Source organism: Psychrobacter sp. G, from assembly GCF_000418305.1.
GTDB lineage: Bacteria > Pseudomonadota > Gammaproteobacteria > Pseudomonadales > Moraxellaceae > Psychrobacter > Psychrobacter cryohalolentis.
Map to the genome: position 1 here is coordinate 1,881,703 of NC_021661.1, position 21,964 is coordinate 1,903,666.

17 protein-coding genes and 1 pseudogene are annotated in these 21,964 nt (G+C 42.6%); 10 read left to right on the plus strand and 8 right to left on the minus strand.

Annotated elements, in window-relative coordinates:
- Nucleotides 1-96: 96 nt before the first annotated feature.
- Together PSYCG_RS07780 and speB are read right to left on the minus strand one after the other, a co-directional pair.
- Nucleotides 97-1,839 (minus strand): 5-guanidino-2-oxopentanoate decarboxylase, encoded by a 1,743-nt coding sequence (locus PSYCG_RS07780; RefSeq protein WP_020443694.1) that lies wholly within the window; start codon nt 1,837-1,839, stop codon nt 97-99.
- Nucleotides 1,840-1,958: 119 nt separating this feature from the next.
- Nucleotides 1,959-2,927 (minus strand): agmatinase, encoded by a 969-nt coding sequence (gene speB / locus PSYCG_RS07785; protein WP_020443695.1) that lies wholly within the window; start codon nt 2,925-2,927, stop codon nt 1,959-1,961.
- Between the two features lie 236 nt (nt 2,928-3,163).
- Between speB and PSYCG_RS07790 the strand changes: the two genes are divergently transcribed.
- Nucleotides 3,164-4,084 (plus strand): LysR family transcriptional regulator, encoded by a 921-nt coding sequence (locus PSYCG_RS07790; RefSeq protein ID WP_020443696.1) that lies wholly within the window; start codon nt 3,164-3,166, stop codon nt 4,082-4,084.
- Nucleotides 4,085-4,116: 32 nt separating this feature from the next.
- Here the strand turns inward: PSYCG_RS07790 and nhaC are convergent.
- The 4 genes and pseudogenes from nhaC to hppD all read right to left on the minus strand — a co-directional run bounded on the left by nhaC (nt 4,117) and on the right by hppD (nt 8,258).
- Nucleotides 4,117-5,542: pseudogene (gene nhaC / locus PSYCG_RS07795) on the minus strand (Na+/H+ antiporter NhaC).
- Between the two features lie 92 nt (nt 5,543-5,634).
- The gene (locus PSYCG_RS07800; RefSeq protein WP_020443697.1) at nt 5,635-5,976 is read right to left on the minus strand and encodes a 4a-hydroxytetrahydrobiopterin dehydratase; all 342 of its coding nucleotides are present in this window, start codon (nt 5,974-5,976) and stop codon (nt 5,635-5,637) included.
- Between the two features lie 95 nt (nt 5,977-6,071).
- Nucleotides 6,072-6,947, minus strand: coding sequence for a phenylalanine 4-monooxygenase (phhA, locus tag PSYCG_RS07805; protein WP_020443698.1), 876 nt, complete (start codon nt 6,945-6,947; stop codon nt 6,072-6,074).
- A gap of 204 nt (nt 6,948-7,151) precedes the next feature.
- Nucleotides 7,152-8,258 carry a 4-hydroxyphenylpyruvate dioxygenase gene (gene hppD / locus PSYCG_RS07810; RefSeq protein WP_020443699.1) on the minus strand — a complete coding sequence of 369 codons (1,107 nt, stop codon included), beginning with the start codon at nt 8,256-8,258 and terminating at the stop codon, nt 7,152-7,154.
- 154 nt (nt 8,259-8,412) lie between these two features.
- Between hppD and PSYCG_RS07815 the strand changes: the two genes are divergently transcribed.
- From PSYCG_RS07815 to PSYCG_RS07830, 4 genes are all read left to right on the plus strand, one after another.
- A complete protein-coding gene (locus PSYCG_RS07815) occupies nt 8,413-9,342 on the plus strand; it encodes a LysR family transcriptional regulator (RefSeq protein WP_020443700.1) in 930 nt (309 codons plus the stop codon).
- Between the two features lie 189 nt (nt 9,343-9,531).
- The gene (locus PSYCG_RS07820; RefSeq protein WP_011513886.1) at nt 9,532-10,728 is read left to right on the plus strand and encodes an aromatic amino acid transaminase; all 1,197 of its coding nucleotides are present in this window, start codon (nt 9,532-9,534) and stop codon (nt 10,726-10,728) included.
- Nucleotides 10,729-11,104: 376 nt separating this feature from the next.
- A complete protein-coding gene (fahA, locus tag PSYCG_RS07825; protein ID WP_020443702.1) occupies nt 11,105-12,394 on the plus strand; it encodes a fumarylacetoacetase in 1,290 nt (429 codons plus the stop codon).
- Nucleotides 12,395-12,548: 154 nt separating this feature from the next.
- Entirely contained in the window at nt 12,549-13,124 is a 576-nt protein-coding gene (locus tag PSYCG_RS07830; RefSeq protein ID WP_020443703.1) for a VOC family protein, read from the plus strand.
- Nucleotides 13,125-13,188: 64 nt separating this feature from the next.
- Here the strand turns inward: PSYCG_RS07830 and PSYCG_RS07835 are convergent, their stop codons facing one another.
- A complete protein-coding gene (locus PSYCG_RS07835; RefSeq protein WP_020443704.1) occupies nt 13,189-14,049 on the minus strand; it encodes an IclR family transcriptional regulator in 861 nt (286 codons plus the stop codon).
- Nucleotides 14,050-14,221: 172 nt separating this feature from the next.
- Between PSYCG_RS07835 and maiA the strand changes: the two genes are divergently transcribed.
- On the plus strand, nt 14,222-14,866 hold the full coding sequence (gene maiA / locus PSYCG_RS07840) for a maleylacetoacetate isomerase (protein ID WP_201765228.1): 645 nt from the start codon (nt 14,222-14,224) through the stop codon (nt 14,864-14,866).
- Between the two features lie 104 nt (nt 14,867-14,970).
- On the opposite strand, the gene PSYCG_RS07845 is transcribed toward maiA, so the two are convergent.
- Nucleotides 14,971-15,216 (minus strand): hypothetical protein, encoded by a 246-nt coding sequence (locus PSYCG_RS07845; protein WP_020443706.1) that lies wholly within the window; start codon nt 15,214-15,216, stop codon nt 14,971-14,973.
- Nucleotides 15,217-15,783: 567 nt separating this feature from the next.
- Between PSYCG_RS07845 and dinB the strand changes: the two genes are divergently transcribed.
- From dinB to PSYCG_RS07865, 4 genes are all read left to right on the plus strand, one after another.
- A complete protein-coding gene (gene dinB, locus PSYCG_RS07850; protein ID WP_041772274.1) occupies nt 15,784-16,899 on the plus strand; it encodes a DNA polymerase IV in 1,116 nt (371 codons plus the stop codon).
- Nucleotides 16,900-17,075: 176 nt separating this feature from the next.
- Nucleotides 17,076-18,293, plus strand: coding sequence for a tRNA preQ1(34) S-adenosylmethionine ribosyltransferase-isomerase QueA (gene queA, locus PSYCG_RS07855; protein ID WP_020443708.1), 1,218 nt, complete (start codon nt 17,076-17,078; stop codon nt 18,291-18,293).
- A 120-nt stretch (nt 18,294-18,413) separates the two neighbouring features.
- Nucleotides 18,414-20,222: a peptidoglycan-binding protein LysM gene (locus PSYCG_RS07860; RefSeq protein WP_020443709.1), complete on the plus strand. Its 1,809-nt coding sequence runs from the start codon at nt 18,414-18,416 to the stop codon at nt 20,220-20,222.
- 51 nt (nt 20,223-20,273) lie between these two features.
- Nucleotides 20,274-21,893 carry a FimV/HubP family polar landmark protein gene (locus PSYCG_RS07865; protein ID WP_020443710.1) on the plus strand — a complete coding sequence of 540 codons (1,620 nt, stop codon included), beginning with the start codon at nt 20,274-20,276 and terminating at the stop codon, nt 21,891-21,893.
- Nucleotides 21,894-21,964 lie beyond the last annotated feature (71 nt).

Sequence of the window (21,964 nt, forward strand, 5' to 3'; positions counted from 1 at the left end):
ATCACCAATTTTTCCCTTTGGCGGTCTGACCAATGCTCGAATTGAGCGAATTGTTCGGATCTAATTTTATTAATTATTTTTAGTACAAATCAATATTCAGCTAAAGCAGGTAAACGTCTTACCCATTTCAAGAAGAAATTCATCAGCCTCATCAATTTCATAAATGATGGGTTGTGTGCCTTTAATGTCTTTTTTTAAAGCGTCGAGCAGTTGCTGTTTGGCTGTGATTCTGCGATAGCCTGCGCCAAATCCTGCGGCTAATGGCTCAAAGTTCGGGGTTTTAATATTGACCCCAATCAATGGTAAGCCGCCCTCTTCCATATAGCGGCGAATCTCACCGTAACCTTGGTTGTTCCATAACAGCACAATCAATGGCAGCTCAAGCTCGGCGGCGCAAATTAGTTCTGCGATGGTAAACTGAATGCCGCCATCGCCAATCAGACTAATAACTGGCGCTTTTGAGCCAATCATGGCACCAATCGCGGCAGGCAAACCATAACCCAAAGTGCCAAAGCCAGTCGATGAGTTAAACCATCGACGCGTGGCTAAAGCCTCAAAACCAAGGTTGCCACTATAAACAGGTTGGGTTGAATCGCCAACGAAAATGACGTCTTTTACTTCATCTCGAATCAGCTGTAGCAGTGCGTTTTGACCAGCAAAATCTGGCGTCATTTCTTCTATCAACGCTTGCTTTACCTTTGCTACTCGCGCGAGGGCTTGATGATTCAGCGGTTGATTTTCTAAGCGCGTACATAGACCACTAATGGCCATTTGCGCATCAGACAATAGCGCAATATCTGCTCTAAACGGACGCTGTAATTGCTGAGCATCGCAATCGATACGAATCAGCGTGCCATTGATTTTGAAACCACCATTAAAGAAGACGTCATAATCAGTCTCGCCAAGCTCAGTACCGATCGCCAATACTAAGTCGGCCTCGCTAATGACAGCGCGACCAACATCCAATGACTGATTGCTACCCAAACTCAGCGGATGAGCAGGTGGCAGTAAACCTTTGGCATTAATGGTCAAAAAGGTGGGCGCATCGATAAGCTCTGCCAGTTTTTGTGCGTCATTATCGACATCAACGCAGCCACCGCCATAGAGCAATACTGGATTTTTTGCGCTTTTTAGCTGCTCAATAATCAAATCTAATTGCGCAGGATGAGGTAGCGGTTTGTTTACTTGTAGTTGCGCCAGAATATTATTATCAGATTGGCTGTTTAGAGAAGCATCTAGCTTATTTAGCTTAGGCGGCTTGGCGACATGACTGGCATCGGCGGTAATCACATCAATGGGCAACTGGATATGCACCGGTCCCAGACGCGCGCCATTAAATAACGCAAAAGCTTCAGCGATGACTTTGGGTAACGACTCAGGTTGCCAGATGGTTTTACTCATGAGCGCAACCTTACTGACCATACCTTGCTGGTCATGCAATTCATGCAAGTGCCCTTCACCGCTGCCGGTATGCTGCACTTTATTGACACTAGATATCACTAGCATCGGTATAGAATCTGCCAATGCTTGCGCCATTGCCGTCATGATGTTGGTCATGCCGGGACCGGTGATAATAAAGCATACTCCGACTTTACCAGAAGCGCGGTAATAACCATCGGCCATAAAGCCTGCGCCTTGCTCGTGACGCGGCGTCACATGGCGGATATTGGTATTGGGCAGGCCACGATATAGCTCGACCGTATGTACGCCCGGAATACCAAATACCGTCTCAACCCCGTAATATTCTAGCCACTGTACGAGTAGCTCACCGCAAGTTAGAGATGAGGTAACTAGCGCAGATTTTGGCAATGAAGAAGGCGTTTGTGGAGAATGCGTCATGAGTTAATCATCCTAAAAATTCAATAGCAATTAAATAAGTCGTTCAGTATCAAATCCAAGCTAAACCCAAACTGCCCTTTAATTCCTTATAAAAGGCAATTTAAGATTATAAATCATGCTCAATAAATGGCTTTGACTTTGTCGTCATAGCGCACACCCGGTAAGATACATAACATTTCAAATAGCAGGTTCGCGGCTAGTACCGAGGTATTACCAAACGGGTCATACGGCGGTGACACTTCTACCAAATCGCCACCGACCACATCAAGTCCACGCATACCGCGAATGATTTCAATACCTTGCGTTGACGTCAAGCCACCGATTTCAGCGGTTCCCGTACCCGGTGCAAATGCCGGATCGATGCCATCAATATCGAAACTTAAATATACTGGGCCATCGCCTAATTTTTCGCGCACTTCTGCCATCAATGGCGTCAGCGACTTGTACCAGCATTCCTCAGCAGGCACTACGCGAAAACCTTGCTCGGTTGACCAATCAAACTCTTCAGCACTATAACCCGTACCACGTAAACCAATTTGTACCACACGATTACCATCGATGAGGTTCTCTTCAACTGCGCGGCGGAACGGCGTACCATGGGCAATTTTTTCGCCAAACATCTCATCATTGATATCAGCATGCGCATCGATATGCACCATACCGACAGGGCCATGTTTTTTGGCGAGCGCACGCAAAATAGGCAGTGCAATCGTATGATCACCGCCTAACGTTAAAGGAATAGCGCCATGACTGACGATTTTATCGGTATAGAATTTTTCGATAATATCGACGCTTTTTAGCAGGTTAAAGGTATTGATAGGCACGTCGCCAATGTCAGCGACTTGTAAGGACTCAAAGGGAGCGGCGCGAGTGGCGACGTTATAAGGGCGAATCATGCGTGATTCATCGCGAATCTGTCTCGGACCCAATCTTGCACCGCTACGGTTTGAGGCGCCAATATCTAAAGGCACCCCAACAAATGCTACATCTAGTCCTTCGGCATCGGCTTGGGTTGGCAGGCGCATCATAGACGCAAAGCCGCCAAATCTTGGCATGTCGTTGCCGCTTAATGGTTGATTGAATTTCATCACTCACATCCTTGTATCGATTGGTCAAAACAGACAATTTGTCTATGCCACTTTTTTTCTATGTCACTTTTTATATACTTCTGACAATACCTAAATATCAACAGGTAGACCATGATAAAATTTAGAAGTAAACTTCTGATTTTTCGTAGTAACTTTGATTTATTCGTTATTTATAGAAGTTTTACAGAAAATTGGTTAAATTGGTTAAGACAATAGATACAGGGACATGACTTTCGATGCTAGATGAATTGATAAAAATTGACATCAAAACCCTGCGGAGCTTTATGGCCATCGTAGAGTGCCAAGGCGTGACCGCCGCGCAGTCACGCTTAAATGTCACGCCGTCTGTTATCAGCGGTCATTTGACCCATTTAGAAGACCGCTTGGGTATGACGCTCTGTCATCGTGGACGCGCGGGTTTTAAGCTCACCGAAGACGGTGCCGCGGTTTACGAGGCTTGCTTAAGTTTTACCGAAGCGGTGGCAAGCTTTCAGCATCAACTGCATTATATTCGCCAATTAGATTCGGTGCGTGGCGGTCATATTCGATTATGTTTGATCGATCAGATGCCAACGGTTTTTTATGATGCGTTACGTCAGTGCTTAGCAGCAAGCTATCGTAATAATCCATTGATACATTTTTCTATCGATGTGCAAAACCCTGAGAGTATGCTTGATAAGCTTTTAAGTAATGAAAGTGATATTGGCGTGGGATATTTTGGTAGCTTCCCACCCCTATTAACTTTCCAGCCAGCATTTATCGAAAAGCAAGTGGTTTGCTGTGGACGTGAGCATCAGCTATTTTATGAGGCGGAAGGTTTAACCTTTGAGGGTTTGGAACAAAACTATCCATGGATAAAACGAGGCTATATTACTGATTTGAGTATCAATCATGTCCGCCCAAAAACGTTAAGCGCCACCACTTACCATATGGAGGCGACCGCGCAATTAATTTTGGCAGGTCATCATGTCGGCTACTTGCCCAATGATTTGGCAAAGCGTTATGAAGAGATGGGGATGATGAAAATACTACTGCCCAATGAGGCAAGTTACGAGGTCAAGCATCATTGGGCCTATCGAGAAAACTTACATAAGCACGTCGCTGATTTTTTAGAGCAGATGATTAGCCTATTACGAAAAAACCCCTTTAAAGAATGAATATTCTTTAAAGGGGTTTATGTAGCTGTTGTTTAATTAACTGCTTGTGCTTTTTGATGCTTACGGACGCTAGACCCATCTTTGCGCGTAATCGTTATCCCTGTAAAGCCAAACAATATCGTCAGTAGCAGTGATAAATAACAGAAGAATGCATAAGGTAGATAATCAAGCACTGGCACACCTAACGCTTGGCTGATAAACACACCGCACACACTCCATGGTACAAGTGGATTGATAACTGTACCAGCATCTTCAATGGTGCGCGATAGGTTTTTTGGATGCAAGTTCAAGCGCTCAAACGTCGGACGAAATGCCGTACCCGATAAAAGAATACTCAAATACTGCTCACCGATGAGGACATTGATACTGAGTGCTGACATGGCAGCGGCAAAAATGGCGCGTCCTGCTGTCGTTAAATTGTCTTTGATACCAGATAACAGTGCTGGCAAGATACCCAACGCCGTCAGCAATCCGCCTAAACTCAGCGCCAATATCACGATGGCTTGAGTAAAGAACATACTTTGTACACCGCCACGCGACAGCATACCGCCCACTTCACCAAGCTCTAATGACTCTGCGGGTGTATAACCTGCAAAGAAATAACCACCCAACTGCCCAACGTTTGGCGTGCTATGCATATAAGTAATGATAATTGCCACAGCAATGGTACAAATAATGGTGTAAATGGCATTAACTCGAAATAGAGCCAGCGCAATCAAGACCACAAATGGTAATACCGCATAACCATGCACCAAACCACTGTCAATCAATTGTCCTTTTAGCACCGTTACTTGACTTAAATCTGAGCCAGCCGTCTGTCCAGAGAAAAACCAAAATAATATAACCGTTAATATCCATGCCGGCACTGTGGTATACATCATATTGCGTATATGCTCGAACAAATCGATGCCTACAACTGCTGAAGCAATGGTACAAGTATCCGATAATGGCGACATTTTATCACCAAAAAAACGCCCCTGATACCACAGCGCCTGCCGCTATCGCAACGTTAGCATCAAAGGCATCACTCATACCAATGAAAGCCACGCCAAGCGTCGCGGCAGTCGTCAAACTACTGCCCAACGCGATACCAATAATAGAGGTCAAAACAAAGGCTGAGATATAATAATATTGCGGTGATATCAGCTCAAAACCAAAATACATCAGCGTTGGGATGGCACCAGACATCATTAAGGCGGCGACCATCAAACCGATAAAGAAGAATAAATAGATCGCACCAATACCGCGCATAACGCCGGATGCCATTTGCGCTTGCATGTCATCAAAACTTAATCCTTTAAATATACCAATGCCTAGCAGGACACAGATAGCGAGGATTAATGATAAATGCGGTACCCAGCCAAAGCCAATCATGGTAACGCCCATGATAGCAATGACAATGGCTGAAATCATAAATGCCAGTTGCGGTGAGATTTGGGTTAGAATTTTTGGAGGCATCACACATCCTTAGAGTGCCAGTAGAGTCTGGCAACAGGGTTTGATTTTAGGGTGACAAGTTTAATCAGTTGCTAGCAGTATTGCTACTCTGATTATTTGGTGAGTAAGCTGTCGGTCTTGGCTGCCATGACAAAGTCATTGCGATGCAAACCTTTAATACTGTGCGACCACCAAGTGACCGTCACCTTGCCCCACTCTACCAATATGCCCGGATGATGCCCTTCTGCTTCAGAAATCTCAGCAAGCTCATTGGCAAATGCCATTGCTAAAACGAAATTCTTAAATTTATATTGACGCTGTAATTGCTTGATGCCATCGATTTCAATCAACGTCCACTCTGGTATTTGTTGTAATAACTCTGTTGCTTCGCTGTCGCTGACTGTCGGTGCGCCAATACGGCAGGCTTCACAGCTGGCTTGTGATAATGTCGTCATGATAATATCCTTTTATATTAACTATTAGTTTTTTAATGAATGTACGTCCGTGTTGACGTTGGTTCCTTTATTACTTATAAAAAATGCACTGTCTATTAAGCGGTTTTGATAGCATATGTTGGCTCAAACATTCCTAAACTCATCGCCTTTTTTACAGCGCCCATAATGTCGCTATTCACGATATCAAATAACATATCCAAATCGTCAATTGCATAATAGATAGGCTGAATTTGATCAATACGGTAAGGAGTGCGCAATACGTCAATCAAATCAAACGCACGACAGTCCGGATCATCGCTTAGGGCATAGATGGTTTCAGACGGTGAGCTTAAAATGCCGCCACCATAAATCTTGCGGGTTTCTTTGGTCGCGCCCATTAGACCAAATTCGATGGTGAACCAATACAGGCGTGCTAAATAAAGACGTTCTTGCTTAGTCGCATTGAGACCAAGCTTGCCATAAGTCTCATTAAAAGTTGCAAAAGCAGGATGGGTCAGCAGCGGACAATGCCCGACGATTTCATGAAAAATATCTGGCTCTTCGATATAGTCCATATCATCAAAGCGGCGGATAAAGGTCGCAACCGGAAAGCGTTTATTAGCTAAGAGTTTGAAGAATTTACCGAAGCTTATTAACGCTGGTACAGCAGCGGTTTGCCAACCAGTACTGGCTTGCAATACTTCATCAATATCTTGTAGTTGCGGAATATGCGTTGCTGGTAGCTTGAGTTTCTCTAAACCCTCAAGATAGGCTGAACTGGCACGATTGGGTATTTGCTTGGCTTGACGTTCAAGCAGTGCTTGCCACATCGCGTTTTCATCGTCACTATAATGAATATGACCATGATCGTCTGGCTGACGCGATACGTAAGGGTGCTTCTTCTGAGTTAAATGATGAGTAGAAGCTTCAGTGCTTAACGAATTGCTACTGAGAGGCTTTATGTACGCAGTTGTCTGGTGACGGCTTTCCATGCCTAGTTTCCTTATATTGCAATGAGTCCAATACCTTGGTATCAGTCATTTGCTTTATTCACTTTATCTGCCTCGCTTTTAACGTTTATTATTAATAGCAGAGTAACAAAGGTAATAAGGACAAGATAAACCCCTTTCATCTTGCCCTTTTGATACTTGTTTAAAAGTGCTTTTTTAAAGGCACTCTTAAGAAATCTCTGAAAATTATGGCGCTTCTGTCTCTATCTCTGTCTGACCAACCATACCGCGGCGTACTTGGTCGCGCTCGATAGATTCAAACAATGCTTTAAAGTTACCTTCGCCGAAGCCCTCTTCGTAATCGCCTTTACGCTGGATAAACTCAAAGAATACTGGGCTACCTAAGATGGTTTCAGAGAAAATCTGTAGTAGCAGACGCGGAACATCGCCTTCAGTTGTACCATCTAACAAGATGCCGCGCATCTGTAGCTCAGAGATATTCTCGCCATGACCTGGTAGACGCTCATCAAGCATCTTATAATAAGTATCATTTGGTGCCGTCATAAGCGGAATGCCCATCTCTCGCAATTTGTCGATGCTAGACAATAGGTCATCACTCAATAGCGCGATATGCTGGATACCTTCGCCATTAAATTGCATCAAGTACTCTTCGATCTGACCGCCGCCCTGCTTTGACTCTTCGTTCAATGGGATACGAATTTTGCCATCAGGTGCAGTCATCGCTTTACTGGTCAAACCAGTATATTCACCTTTGATATCGAAGTAGCGGATTTCACGGAAGTTAAAGATACGCTCGTAGAAGTCAGCCCAGTAAGCCATGCGCCCACGGTAGACGTTATGCGTTAGATGATCGATGACTTTGAAGCCAAAGCCTTTTGGATGCTTATCAACATCAGGCAGATATTCAAAGTCGATGTCATAAATAGAGTTACCAGCGGTAAAGCGGTCGATAAGATAAATGAGCGAGCCGCCGATACCTTTGATCGCTGGCAGACGTAACTCCATCACCCCTGTTTTGACATCGACTGGCTCAGCACCGTTTTCGATCGCTAAATCATAAGCTTGCTGGGCATTTTTTACACGAAAACCCATGCTGCAAGCGCCGGCACCATGCTCACCTAGAAAGTAGCTACCATGGCTTTTTGGCTCACGGTTTAAGATAAGGTTGATGTCTCCTTGACGAAACAAGGCAACATCTTTTGAGCGGTGATTGGCGACATGAGTAAAGCCAAGGTTGCGAAACAGCTCTTCGACAAGCTCAGGCTCTTGTGAGACGAACTCAACAAAATCGAAGCCTTGTAGACCCATAGGGTTGTCAAATAAATCTGCCATTGTCATCATCCTTAATTGCAATTGGTGGTATAAAGCGCTAAAAATTAGCAAAAAATAAGTTTCATCAATCATTCCTATTGACGATTCATTTATATTAGATTAGCTTGATTTATAAGACTAATCGTATTTTTTGATTTATTTATCAGGTTTACTTATGAATATCAGCATTCGCCAACTTACCGCTTTTATCAAAGTCGCTGACAACGGCAGCTTTACTCGTGCCAGCGACCAGATGCATTTGACCCAATCTGCCGTTAGTGGATTGATAAAAGAGCTTGAATCTAGCCTTGGCATTGTGTTGTTTGATCGCACTACACGCCAGCTGTCGTTGTCGGCAGTTGGACGGCATCTATTGCCGCAAGCTCGGCGCATCTTAAATGAGATGCAGCTGTTTGAAAATGAAGCCAGTAGCTTAACGAGCTTAGCGCAAGGTCAGGTCAGGCTCGCTGTATCACAGTTTGCGGCCTCCTCTATGCCAGCGGTTATCGCTCAGTTTGCCAAAGAATATCCTGAGATTAGCGTGTCTTTGCTCGATTGCTCAGCAGAAAATGTCTTAGAACACATTCAAAACATTGAGGTGGATTTGGGCGTGGGCACTGAGCTTGAATTTATGGACGCTGAAGATGACATCAGCGCCGATTTGTTATATCAGCTGCCATTCTGTGTGGTCATGCCTGATAGTCATGCGCTGGCACGTAAATCTGAGATTGTTTGGCAGGATTTGATTGATACGCCGCTCATTACCCTGCAAGGTCCATTTATTGAGCAAGTGACCGCAGAGCTTGATGAGCGAATCGCAAACCACATACAACAAGCACGCTATAAAGTAAATTTTATGTCGACGGCGCTCGAGATGACCCGTCAAGGCTTTGGCATTACCTTGTGTCTGCCTTATATGCCGGAGGTGATAGACTGGGTCAGCGCTAATGGTTTGCAGATGCGACCTTTGACGCAACCTGTCAAAATGCGCCGATTTTTTATTTACCAACGCTCTTCACGCGCTTTATCACCAGCCAGCATTGCTTTTAAGCATTTTTTGCAGGGCTACTTTGCGAGCCATTTTGATGATTTACAAAATATTTAATAGGCAACTTTATACCCTTTATCAAAGCAATTTAAACCATGATTCAAGAAAAATGGCATCACTAGGCAAAAAACTGCATGAATTGGTGGGGATAATGGAATCTAACATTGAGTTAATGCCCAAACTGGTTTATGCTTTTTAGCGCCTCAACTTATACCTTTGTACTTATATCCCTTGTAAGGAAAACACATGTTTGAACGTATCGATTACTATGCCGGTGACCCAATCTTAGGATTGATGGACAAATTTGCAGCCGATAACAACCCAGATAAAGTCAATTTGGGTGTCGGTGTCTATTATGACGAAGATGGCAAAATGCCAGTACTTGAGTGTGTAAAAACCGCTGAACAACGTATTGCTGACCCTATCTCGCCGCGTCCGTACTTACCAATGGCAGGTTTACCAGGACATCGCAAAGGCTGTCAAGAATTGCTGTTTGGTAAAGACGCTCAGATTTTACAAGATGGCTTAGTGGCTACTATCGCGACCATTGGTGGTTCTGGTGCACTAAAAGTCGGCGCAGAATTCATCCACGAATGGTTCCCGCAGTCTAAGTGTTACGTGAGCGACCCTACATGGGGCAATCACATTGCGATCTTTGAAGGGTCTGACGTCGAAGTCGGTAAATACCCGTACTACGATACTGCTACTGGTGGCATCAAATTTGATGAGATGATCGCGTTTTTTGAGACATTGAATAAAGATGATGTTCTGCTGCTTCATCCTTGCTGTCATAACCCAACGGGTGTTGATTTGACTCGTGAGCAATGGGATCAAGTCCTAAACGTCATTCAAGCGCGCGAGCTGATTCCGTTTATGGACATCGCTTATCAAGGCTTTGGCGAAGATATGGACAGCGATGCTTACGCCATTCGTAAAGCCGTCGATATGGGTCTGCCATTGTTTGTGAGTAACTCATTCTCTAAAAACTTATCGCTATATGGCGAGCGTGTCGGTGGTCTATCAGTTGTTTGCCCAACGGTAGATGAAACTGATCGCGTCTTTGGTCAGCTGAACTCTACGGTACGTCGTATCTACTCAAGCCCGCCATCACATGGTGGTCGTGTGGTTGATATCGTTATGAACGACGAAGCGCTACATGAGCAATGGGTTGGCGAAGTATATGCGATGCGTGACCGTATCAAATCTATGCGTACCAAACTCAAATCAGTATTAGAAGAAAAAATCCCAGGTCGTAGCTTTGATTACTTGACCGCACAAAACGGTATGTTTAGCTTTACAGGTCTAACGCCTGAACAAGTTGCTCAGCTACAAAGCAAGTATGGTATCTATATGGTATCGAACTCACGTATGTGTGTTGCCGGCTTAAACAGTACCAATATCGACTATGTTGCCAATGCAATGGTTGACGTTTTAAAAGATTAATTCCCTAATCGCTTTTATTAAAATATAAACAAAGGCTAAGTATCGTTACTTAGCCTTTTTTCATGCGTTGGATTTCGTAATGGTGATATTTTTAGCAAAAAAGGCAAATATAGTCAAAACGCTACGGTACTGCTGGTACAAATTTTTTGCAGCCTCTGTCTGCATGGGCACAGCAAGCAAGAAAAATTGATACCAGCAGTACCTAATGTGTCGATATGACTTTTCACTGACTATAGCTTTTAGTCTCAGTCAAAACTTAATCAATTTATAGAACGAGCACATAAAAAAACTTGCAATCGATTACGCTATAAATTACATTATACGTAAGTAGTTAATTATAACGTAATTTAATATTCGCTTTAGCAAGGAGCCGATCATGTCAACGATTGACAAAAACCTATCATCTTTCCTCGATATCGCAACCGATTCTGACTTCTCTATTCATAACCTGCCTTATGGCATTTTTAGTGAGAGCACCGACGGCAAACGTCGCGCTGGTATCGCTATCGGCGAGCACGTATTGGATTTATCCGTACTTGAATCTGAAGGGTTATTGGGTTTAGACGGTGGTTCATATTTCGGTCAAAACACGTTAAATGCCTTTATTGATTCTGGTCGAGACAATTGGAGCAAAGCGCGTAAAACGATTCAAACGCTACTCTCTAGTGATTGTGATACTTTACGTGACAACGCCGATTTGCAGCAAAAAGCCCTATTTCAACAATCAGATGTCACTATGCATCTGCCGGTTCAAGTGCCCGGCTTTACCGATTTCTATTCGTCTAAAGAACACGCAACCAACGTCGGTACTATGTTCCGTGACCCAAGTAATGCCTTACTGCCTAACTGGACTGAGATGCCAGTAGGCTATAACGGACGCGCCAGCACCGTCATCGTCAGTGGTACAGATGTGATACGTCCATCGGGTCAGCTAAAACCCAATGCCGATGACCGCCCTATTTTCTCACCTTGTAAGCGTCTGGACTTTGAGCTTGAAACGGCATTTGTCGTTGGCAAAGGTAATAATATTGGTCAACCGATTGCCGTAGATAATGCTATTGATCATATTTTCGGTATGGTTTTGCTGAACGATTGGTCAGCTCGTGATATTCAAAAATGGGAATACGTGCCATTAGGTCCATTTAACGCCAAAACTTTTGCCTCTGAAGTATCCCCATGGATTGTGACGATGGAAGCTTTGGCACCGTTCAAGATGCCATGCCCAACGCAAGAACCAAAGCCGCTTGCTTATCTGAACGAAAAAGACAGTAATAATAGTTACGATATCCATTTATCAGTAGAACTATTGCCAGAAAATGCTGAAGAAGCAACGGTGGTTTGCGAAACCAATTTTAAATATATGTACTGGTCAATGGCGCAGCAGTTGACTCACCATACTATTACTGGCTGTAAAGTAGAAGTGGGCGATATGATGGGTTCAGGGACTATCTCAGGACCGACGCCTGATTCTTATGGCTCGATGTTAGAGATTGCGTGGAATGCAACCAAACCTGTCACCCTCCAAGGCGGTGAGACACGCAGCTTTATCGAAGATGGTGACACGGTCATCATGAAAGGCTATAGCGAAAAAGACGGTATTCGTGTTGGCTTTGGTGAAGTACGCGGCAAAGTATTGCCTGCCCTTACCTTCGATTTTGACAAATAGTACTTATTTGTTGACCTGTATATAGTAAACGTTTATGTATAAAAAGGCGTGCAAACGATAGCGTTACGCTGTTAGGGGTTAATGACTTATATTCATAATTACTAACAGCCAACCGATTGATACAAATTGTACGTCCTATCAAAAGGAGTTTGATATGAGTTTTAAAATTGAAAAAATCCATCATGTGGCCTATCGCTGCAAAGACGCTAAAGAAACCGTGGAATGGTATAAAAAATATCTGAATATGGATTTCATCCTAGCCTTCGCTGAGGATCATGTACCTTCGACCAAAGCCTTTGACCCTTATATGCATGTGTTTTTAGATGCGGGCAATGGCAATGTATTGGCATTTTTTGAAGTGCCTAATCAGCCTGAAATGGGCTTTGACCCTAATACGCCAAGCTGGGTACAACATCTAGCGATGAAGGTAAAAGACCGTGATGCCTTAATGGCAGCTAAAAAGCATTTGGAAGAAAACGGCATCGACGTGGTCGGTGTGACGAATCATGGCATCTTTCATTCTATCTATTTCTTCGATCCAAATGGACATCGTATGGAGCTTACTTACGATGATATTACCTCAGAAGAAAAAGTTTCGATGATTACTGAAGAGATGAAATATGAGATGCTGGACGAATGGTCACGTACCAAACGCGCACCCGCTCATACTCAGTTTTTACATGCAGAGGAGCTGGCTGAAGCACGAGAAGTCGCGCCTGCCGGTGAGTAATATTTTTTAGCGTTTAGATTATTCTTTATAAAATAGCTAAGATAAGTTTTAGCTATTTTACGAGCTACACTATTTGATAACGCTGTGCAATTGCTAATATTTGTTCGACCACATTATGCTGCTCACTCATAGGCAACTGCTCTGTGGTACCAATGATAGTAATGGCATACTCCAAAGACAAACTTTCAACAGATAGTTTGTCTTTGTCATATAGATTCGCAGTGGTTGATAGCTGCGGTATGATAACGGGAATAGTAATCGCATTAATCCCCATTAACATATCACCAGTAACAGTCGCATAGCCTTGGGTTCGAACTTTCGCTCGCAACTGGTTAAAATGTTGCCATTTTTCTGTTATTGCTGGCTCTTGCTTCGCCTGCCATTCTGCGATGACCAAGGGTTTGATAATGGTATCTGGCTGATAGCTTGCAAACAAATGACCTGTCGCAGATGTAGTCAGCGGCATACGCGATCCGATGCGAGTAATAATACTAATAGCGCTATCTGGTTCAACAGATTGAATGATAATAGGACCTTCGCTAAACCATTTAGCGATTTGTACACCGCAATTAAGCGTGTCTTTGATCTCATTAGCAATATGCGTCAGACGATCCAAGATATTATTTTGATTAAACCCACTATGACCTACTGCTCCTAGCGCGCCCATTGCATGAACTCTATCACCAAGTCCATAACGTCCATCACTGAGCTGGCGAGCATAGTGTTTACGAATAAGACTGACCAAATAACGGTGGCACTTTGCTGGATGCATTTGCATGGCTTGTGCAATATCCTTTAGCATCATCGGCTCGTTACAATCGATGAGCACATCTAATACCGACAGCCCAATCTCAAGCGATTGTACGCCGCCTTGGTTTTTATTCATCGTAGGAAGATTTTCTATCAGGTTTTCAGCTGCTGGCATGGTTTACTCTGTGAATGATTAACTGAATGCGTTATCAATACAATATTAGAAAATTGAAATAAAGACTTAATGTCATAATAGGTATCTTTTACTCTTTAAGACATTAGTAAGCTCAGTAATTATAACCCTTTATTTTACTCACAACACAGCATAATAAAAGGAATACCTTATGATGACACTTTATGGCTACTTTCGCAGTAGCACCTCTTACCGTACACGTATCGCAATGAATTTAAAGCAGTTAGATTACGATTACATTGCGGTTAATTTAGCAAAAGATGAGCAATTAGAAGCCGTCTTTCAATCTATTAATCCTCAAGGCTTGGTACCCGTCGTACAAGTAAATGATTTATGGTTGTATCAAAGTCCTGCTATTTTGGAGTGGTTAGAAGAGGTATATCCTGAGCATCCTCTGTTGCCCAAAGACGCAGCAGGTCGCATGCAAGTACGGGCTTTGAGCGCTATGATTGGCTGCGATATCCATCCGCTAAATAACCGACGTATTTTGCAGTATCTGCGTAATGAACTATCAGTAGCTGAAGATCAAGTCATGGCTTGGTGCCATCGCTGGATGAGTGAAGGTTTTGACGCTCTCGAAAAACGCTTGGCACAAGACAAAACACGCGGTAAATTCTGCTATGGCGACAGCCCTACTTTTGCAGATTGTTATCTGATTCCGCAGATCTCTTCTGCCGAACGCTTCAAGGTAGATCTCAGTGCTTATCCAAATATCGTTGCGATCGACGCCCACTGTCGAACATTAAAGGCTTTTGCCGACGCTGACCCTATGGTGCAGCCTGATGCACCAAATGCTTGATATAAGCTGCAAAAAAGCCTCCGATTTAGGAGGCTTTTTTCTGAAAATATAGTGGTGCTATTGCCATTTATACTCTCTAACTTAAAGTATGGAAAGTAGGCTATTCAAATATTCATATCAGATTGTGTTGCAGCCACTGTTTTTATAGGTACTGCGAACAGCCAAGCCGTACCACAATTACAGTAAAAACAGCCATCTTTAAATTCGACAATATAAGCGGTAAAATCGTTACCACAATGATCCATCATCGCTTGTTCATCACTGTCATCATCGACTGCGCACCATATTTGTTTGTCGCCTCGTGCAAGCAATGCGCGTGTTAAATCACTTCCTCTCAACTCATTATTCATACCCAGCTCCTTAACTTCTCTCACCATAGTTTGAGCTATTCGTCATGAAATATAGGGTTTTCTATACTGATATTTATTAATGATCTTTATCGTTGCTAAAGTGATGAGCTTGATATAAGCGATGCAAGTCCATTTGCTACTCATCTGTACCCATTAAACATTATGCCTATATTTAACGATGATTTACCTTTCTTGCTCTATATCTATAAACGCTTTGTATCCTAGCTATCTTATTGTAACGCTATGCAAGCAAAAGTGTAACAACCAGATATAGTATTTCCGATGAATGGTCAAGATATGAATATGAACGGTCAGTACATTTAAAAATACTACTAATTATTATGCATATTTATCAGATTTGGCATTTTATAATCTAATAGTTCTTTGAATATTATCGATTACATGAACGATGATGATGCACTATCGATATTAAATTTTTAGAATAGTTTTCAGTAGTTAAAAACCCTAATGAAAATCTTGTTTTTTATCAATCTATGTAACACTTCTCACTTTTTGAGTGAGTATTAGAGACCAAAATCAGTGCGAAAAATCAGGTAAAATAGTTTTATGACAATACATGTTACAACAACAAACACTAAACCTGACGTTAGCCAATCTAACCTTCGCAAAATCATTCATATCGATATGGATGCTTTTTATGCCAGTGTAGAACAGCGTGATTTTCCTGAGCTGCGTGGCAAGCCATTGGTGGTTGGCGGCGATCCCAATGGTCGCGGCGTGGTTGCTGCTGCCAGTTACGAAGTTCGTAAGTTTGGCGTACGCTCCGCCATGTCATGCTATGAAGCCAGAAAGCGCTGTCCTGACGTGATATTTGTACCGCCGCGCTTTGATGTTTACCGTGCTGTTAGTGTTGAGATACGTCGTATCATGCACAGTCTGACCCCACATGTTGAGCCGTTATCATTAGATGAAGCCTATTTGGATGTTACTGGATTGTCTGTTCATCAAGGCTCAGCCACATTAATGGCAAATTGGTTACGAGCGCAGATTTTAGAACAAACGGGTCTAAATGCCTCTGCCGGTGTCTCATTTAATAAAATGCTGGCGAAAATTGCCTCTGATATTAATAAACCTAATGGCACAGCGGTCATCACGCCAGCGGATGCTGATGCCTTTATCAGCGCTTTGCCTATTGAACGCTTCCACGGTATTGGTAAGGCAACGGCCAAACGCCTGCATGCAATGGGTGTTAGTAACGGCGCTGACCTTCGGCGCACGCCAGCTGCCATACTAATCAATGAGTTCGGTAAGCGTGGACAGTTTTATCATGATATCGCTCATGGACGTGATGAGCGTGCGGTCAAGTCTGAGCGTACACACAAATCGGTTGGCTCTGAGACTACGTTTAGAGAAAACTTAACGGATGATAATGAACTAAAAATACAAGTCTATGAACAAAATGCTGATGCCTTTAGTCAGCTGCACAAAAAACAGCTTATTGCCTATACTATTACTCTAAAGGTCAAATACTCAGATTTTACTCAAGTCACGCGCTCGCACACCTTATCGACGGCATTTGATAGCGCAGAATCCTCTCACTTTTGGTTAGATAAGCTATTTTTGGACATTCCGCGTACTCTTCCTATTCGATTGGTTGGTGTGACATTTTCCTCACTGACATCTGCAACGCAAGTCACGCCACAATTAAATTTATTTGAATGATTTTTCGCCTGAATTCTTTAGAGAGTTTTCCTAAACAAATATCTCAATTTTTTACTTAGGCTATTTTATTTATATTTAGAGGTAAATAAAAAAGTCCTGCTTAGTAAAACATTCTTTCATATCCTCATTTCTGCTACAATTGCTCTCAAAATTCCCACCTATCGAAAGACTTTCTTATGACTGATTCTGAACCTCAAACCTTAAATAATAACTCTGAAATTACTGCCAGTCATAATGACGATATTTTAGAGTATCTAAGTGTTGATGATTATGATTATGAACTGCCAGACCAGCTGATTGCCCGTTATCCATTGGCACAGCGCTCCGCGTCAAAGCTACTTTATTTGCCTGCTAACAATGTTAATCGTCAGGTTGAAGTTGAAGATAAGCTATTTTCTGAGTTGCCAGAATTGCTTAATGCAGGCGACTTGATTGTTTTTAACGATACCAAGGTAATGAAAGCGCGCTTATTTGGTCAAAAAGATACCGGTGGAAAGATTGAAGTATTAATAGAGCGTTTAGTCTCTCTATCGGATTTAAATAGCGCGGATCTAGACGCAATAACGTCAAATTCTGACATCATAGACATGAAAGTTATTGCAAAAAAGCATATCGCTCTTTGTCATGTTAAAGCCAGTAAAGCGTTGAAGCTTGGACAAGGTCTTGTACTTGCTGATGGTCATATGACTGGTGTCATGATTGGACGCCAAGAGAACTTATTTATCTTGGCTTTTGATACGCCCATTCTGCCTGATTTAGAGCTATATGGTGAGCTGCCTATTCCACCCTATTTCGAACGCCATGCCGATGCGACCGACAATACTCGCTATCAGACTGTTTTTCATGACCCTGCTAAGCTTGCCAGCGTCGCTGCCCCGACAGCAAGCTTACATTTTGACGATATTGTATTAGAAAAGCTGGCGGCAAAAGGTATTCAAACCGCTTTTGTTACACTGCATGTCGGCGCAGGTACTTTTGCTCCGGTAAAAACAGAGAACCTGCTGAATCATACGATGCATAGCGAATATGCACACCTGCCTCAAGCCACTGCCGACCTTATCAATCAGACCCATGCCAATGGCAAGCAAGTCATTGCTATCGGGACTACTGTCACACGTGTCCTTGAAACGGCTTACCAACAAACCGCAGTTGATGGACAGCCACTTTCTGGCTGGGCAGGTGATACAGAGATTTTTATATATCCCGGTTTTGAGTTTGGCGTCGTAGATAAGCTACTGACCAATTTTCACTTGCCAAAGTCTACGTTGCTGATGCTAGTGTCCGCATTTGCCACAAAAAAATCTATCGAAGAAGCTTATCAACATGCAATCGAATCCGAGTATCGGTTTTTTAGTTATGGTGATGCCATGCTGCTTGATAAAAAAGTTGACTGATGTGTGTAAATATTAAACATACAATTGAACTATTGGTCACAACAGCAGTGGAATAAACTGGTAAACTAAACAGTATTTTGTTATAACAACACAGACAACTTTTACTCCAAAGGGCTGCATATGTCTTGTCATTTATCTTACCGCTTGACTAGCATACATCGCGCAGTATCGATGGCATTGTTTTATTCAATAAGTTATGCAGCCTTAATATCTAGCGCCCAAGCAGCGACTATCGGCAAAACAGTTGTTATTTCAGCTCAGCATGAACCTTTAGTTGCCAGTATTATGGTCACTGATATTGAAAACACTGACTTTTCAGCCAGTTTGGCAAATTCTGCCATTTATCAGCAAATGGGTCTAACCCCAACTGATTCCATGATCGTACGCTTTCATCCGACTTCAGCTACAAGTGGTCAAGTTTTTATTACCACCACCAAGCCTATGTCCAAACCCTTTGCCGATGTGGTTCTAGCAATTAATGATGGCAATCAGCGTAATGTTATTCCAAAAACATTACTGATGCCACTTAATGACAGCTTACCGATTGCGACTTCTAAAAATATTGTAACAGGCGCAAAAAATCCTAACTTACCCGTGGTTTCTACAACTAACGCGCAGCCATTGACGGTTAGAAATGGTGCACCGCCACCTTTATTATCATCTGGTTCATCGAAACCTACACTAAAGGCTGCAACATTACCCGAGCGCAATGTTCAATCGCCGAATATACGAGTACCTGTTATTCAAACGCCAAGTATCCAAGCTTCAAGCTCACAAGTACCAAGCCTTCAAGCAACAGCTATACCCTCTGGCTTACCAAAAGCATTTGCAACAACGACACAAAGCAATATCACAACCTATGCGCCTAGCCGTTTAGAAAACGGTCGATTAAATAATCCTATTGATATAAAAAACGATAGTGTCATGGCGGGCGCAAATAATGATAATAATACAGCTTTAACCGTCTCATCAAATAGTACGCTTTCTGCTACTAGCGAGACTGATAAACAGCTCGATATTTTAAACATACAAATTACTCGTCAGATACAGCCGAAGAGTCAAAGCAATACAGATATGATGGTTGCTAGTTCTATGGCGCTCAAAACCCTGATTCCGAATGAAGCAGCTTTCACCAATAAAAATAAAGCTATTATCCCAAATGATAGTAATAATATGGTCGCTACAGCCCCTTTCAATAATGATGTGCACCCTAACTCGAATGCCTGGCAGAAAGCAGTGACGCCTAAAACGTCGGCCGCAGCAAAAAACACTTCAAGCCAAGTATCAGATAAGTCAGCTAGTAGCGAGATCAATTATACCGTGCAGCGTAACGACAACTTGTGGGTGATTGCACAGCAAATCGCAGAGAAGAACAATATCGACGTTCAAACCGTTATGAAAGAAATTCAGACGCAAAATCCTGACGCTTTTATCAATAGAAACGCCAATCAATTAAAAGCAGATGCACAGTTGAGTTTACCTAATTATGATGCGCTACCTTCACAGCAAAAACTTGAAGCTGCTATCAGTGCTCAAAGGCAATATAGAAGCGCCAATACACCTGTCGCAAAAAAACCAACTGCATCAAATCCTGTGTCCAAAGGTGCCAATACGCAAGCAACAAAACATACTGAAAAGCCGGCGACCACTAAGACTCAATTTTTACCAAAGGCGCAGTTTTCTGTCCTTGCTCCTGGTCATGAAGGCAGCGCAGATGGCACTAAAACCAAAGCAGGCATGGCAACGGGTAACGGACTTAGCATGGAAGTGTTAGACCTGCTTAAATCATCAAGACAAAGTACCGCATCGCAAGCGCAGCAGTTATCAAAAACTAGTGGTACGCTTGAGAGCTATACTCGCAAATTACAATTACAAAATCAAAAACTGGCTGAGCTGCAAGCTCGTCTCAAAAAATTACGCAATCAATAATTGCCTAACAGATCAATGCAAGCAGCTCTGATCGTAGGCGTGGGAGTAACTATGGACAATATGCTATATATCATCGCCGGATTGGTGGTTATTTTACTCGTTGCGGTCTTGGTCATGCGCAAAAACAAAGCGCAAAAGCCATCAGAGCATTTGAGTACAAATACTGGCAAAATTGAGCCCTTATCGAAGCATGCTGCTTCTAGAAGTACGCCTACTCAAACAGCTATCAATCATGAGAAAAAGTTTGATCATATTGAGATTGCTCAACGTTTTATGGACCAACAGCGCTATGATAAAGCGATTGAAACGCTCAATCGCGGCTTAAGCGAAAAGCCAAATGATAGCCAATTATCTCTCAAGCTCCTTGCGGTATATGCCACGATAGATGAGTCTGAGAATTTCAATAAAGTCTATGATGCTATCAAAGCAAATAATGATGACAAAAGTATCGCACAAGCTGATGAGTTAAAAGCTTTGCTGACTGAAGAACAGAACCAAGTCACTAAACAAACTATGTTAGCAGACAAAAGCGAAGATGCTGGATTTGAAAGTTTAGATTTCGATTTACCGACCAATAAAGCGAGCAGCAATAGTCCAATCCTTGATACTAATACGGTTCAAAATGTTGAATACAAAAACGACTTGTCAGAGGCTACTAATGAAACCTTAGCAGCTTCGAATGCTTTTGATGATAATAATTTCGATGATATTGAGCAGGCGTTTGATTTTAGTCTGAGTGATTTAGAAGATGGCACTAATAAACCTGTCCATACTAGTAATAACTCGGCACCTGTCACCACGCTTGATGTAGTAGATGAAGATATTTTTGCGCCTGCAACTGTGGTTATAGACACTGATAATAGTCCTATTACTGACAGTGATTTTGATTTTGAATTATCTGAGCACAGTCTTGCATCTACAGAGACTCCCACCGATGAGGCTACCGATGAGGCTACCGATGATAGTTTTAACAGCAGCTTAAATGAGCTATCATTAGAAGATGACTTTGTCTTAGATTTAAACAGTGACGCCGATACCAATAACGTTATCAATAATGCGCCTGTCACAACAGAGACAACTTATTTAGATGATGACCATCTGACCTTATCTTTACACAGTAAAGATGTGTCGAATGAGACGCCAGATCAAATAGAAATTCAGCATTCTCTTGTCGAAGATAATTTTGAAGATTTTAGTTTCGAAGACGCAAATATTGAAGATACAAATATTGAAGGTATCAGCGCCGAAGAAACAAATAGCACAAAAAATGAGTCCGACGCTTCTAGCAGTGCCCCTACTACTCTGATGTTCGATGATGATACGGTCATAGACGATGATTTTGACTTTGATTCTTTATCTTTATCAGAGTCTACAACAGCAAGCACGCCAGTTGAAGTTGATAGCGAATATGCCAATACTCATATCGACAATGCTATTGATATAGCTCCTGCAGCCGACACTAGCAGTATTGAAGATTTTTCGTCACGGTTCGCAGCAGATTTTGATTTTGTTAAATCTTTAGATAGCAATCAAGTTACGCTAGATTTAGCAGGTCAATACGTGCAACTTGGCGAATACGATAGTGCCAAACGCCTACTCAATGAAGTCATTGCTAAAGGCAATAGTGAACAGCAGCAGCAAGCACAACGATTGCTTGATCGCACTGCTTAAAATGACTGGTGTAACAGCGAGTATTCTAGCCGCTTAGAATACTCGCTGCATTTATAATAATAGTGCTTTTT

What these genes read in the sequence shown, in the direction of transcription:
- maiA (WP_201765228.1), top strand. Translation starts at nt 14,222, where the DNA reads ATGACACTTTATGGCTACTTTCGCAGTAGCACCTCTTACCGTACACGT.
- PSYCG_RS07815 (WP_020443700.1), top strand. Translation starts at nt 8,413, where the DNA reads ATGAATATCAGCATTCGCCAACTTACCGCTTTTATCAAAGTCGCTGAC.
- PSYCG_RS07800 (WP_020443697.1), bottom strand. Translation starts at nt 5,976, where the DNA reads ATGACGACATTATCACAAGCCAGCTGTGAAGCCTGCCGTATTGGCGCA.
- PSYCG_RS07780 (WP_020443694.1), bottom strand. Translation starts at nt 1,839, where the DNA reads ATGACGCATTCTCCACAAACGCCTTCTTCATTGCCAAAATCTGCGCTA.
- PSYCG_RS07835 (WP_020443704.1), bottom strand. Translation starts at nt 14,049, where the DNA reads ATGCCAGCAGCTGAAAACCTGATAGAAAATCTTCCTACGATGAATAAA.
- queA (WP_020443708.1), top strand. Translation starts at nt 17,076, where the DNA reads ATGACTGATTCTGAACCTCAAACCTTAAATAATAACTCTGAAATTACT.
- PSYCG_RS07865 (WP_020443710.1), top strand. Translation starts at nt 20,274, where the DNA reads ATGGACAATATGCTATATATCATCGCCGGATTGGTGGTTATTTTACTC.
- PSYCG_RS07820 (WP_011513886.1), top strand. Translation starts at nt 9,532, where the DNA reads ATGTTTGAACGTATCGATTACTATGCCGGTGACCCAATCTTAGGATTG.
- fahA (WP_020443702.1), top strand. Translation starts at nt 11,105, where the DNA reads ATGTCAACGATTGACAAAAACCTATCATCTTTCCTCGATATCGCAACC.
- phhA (WP_020443698.1), bottom strand. Translation starts at nt 6,947, where the DNA reads ATGGAAAGCCGTCACCAGACAACTGCGTACATAAAGCCTCTCAGTAGC.
- speB (WP_020443695.1), bottom strand. Translation starts at nt 2,927, where the DNA reads ATGAAATTCAATCAACCATTAAGCGGCAACGACATGCCAAGATTTGGC.
- hppD (WP_020443699.1), bottom strand. Translation starts at nt 8,258, where the DNA reads ATGGCAGATTTATTTGACAACCCTATGGGTCTACAAGGCTTCGATTTT.
- PSYCG_RS07860 (WP_020443709.1), top strand. Translation starts at nt 18,414, where the DNA reads ATGTCTTGTCATTTATCTTACCGCTTGACTAGCATACATCGCGCAGTA.
- PSYCG_RS07845 (WP_020443706.1), bottom strand. Translation starts at nt 15,216, where the DNA reads ATGAATAATGAGTTGAGAGGAAGTGATTTAACACGCGCATTGCTTGCA.
- PSYCG_RS07790 (WP_020443696.1), top strand. Translation starts at nt 3,164, where the DNA reads ATGCTAGATGAATTGATAAAAATTGACATCAAAACCCTGCGGAGCTTT.
- dinB (WP_041772274.1), top strand. Translation starts at nt 15,784, where the DNA reads ATGACAATACATGTTACAACAACAAACACTAAACCTGACGTTAGCCAA.
- PSYCG_RS07830 (WP_020443703.1), top strand. Translation starts at nt 12,549, where the DNA reads ATGAGTTTTAAAATTGAAAAAATCCATCATGTGGCCTATCGCTGCAAA.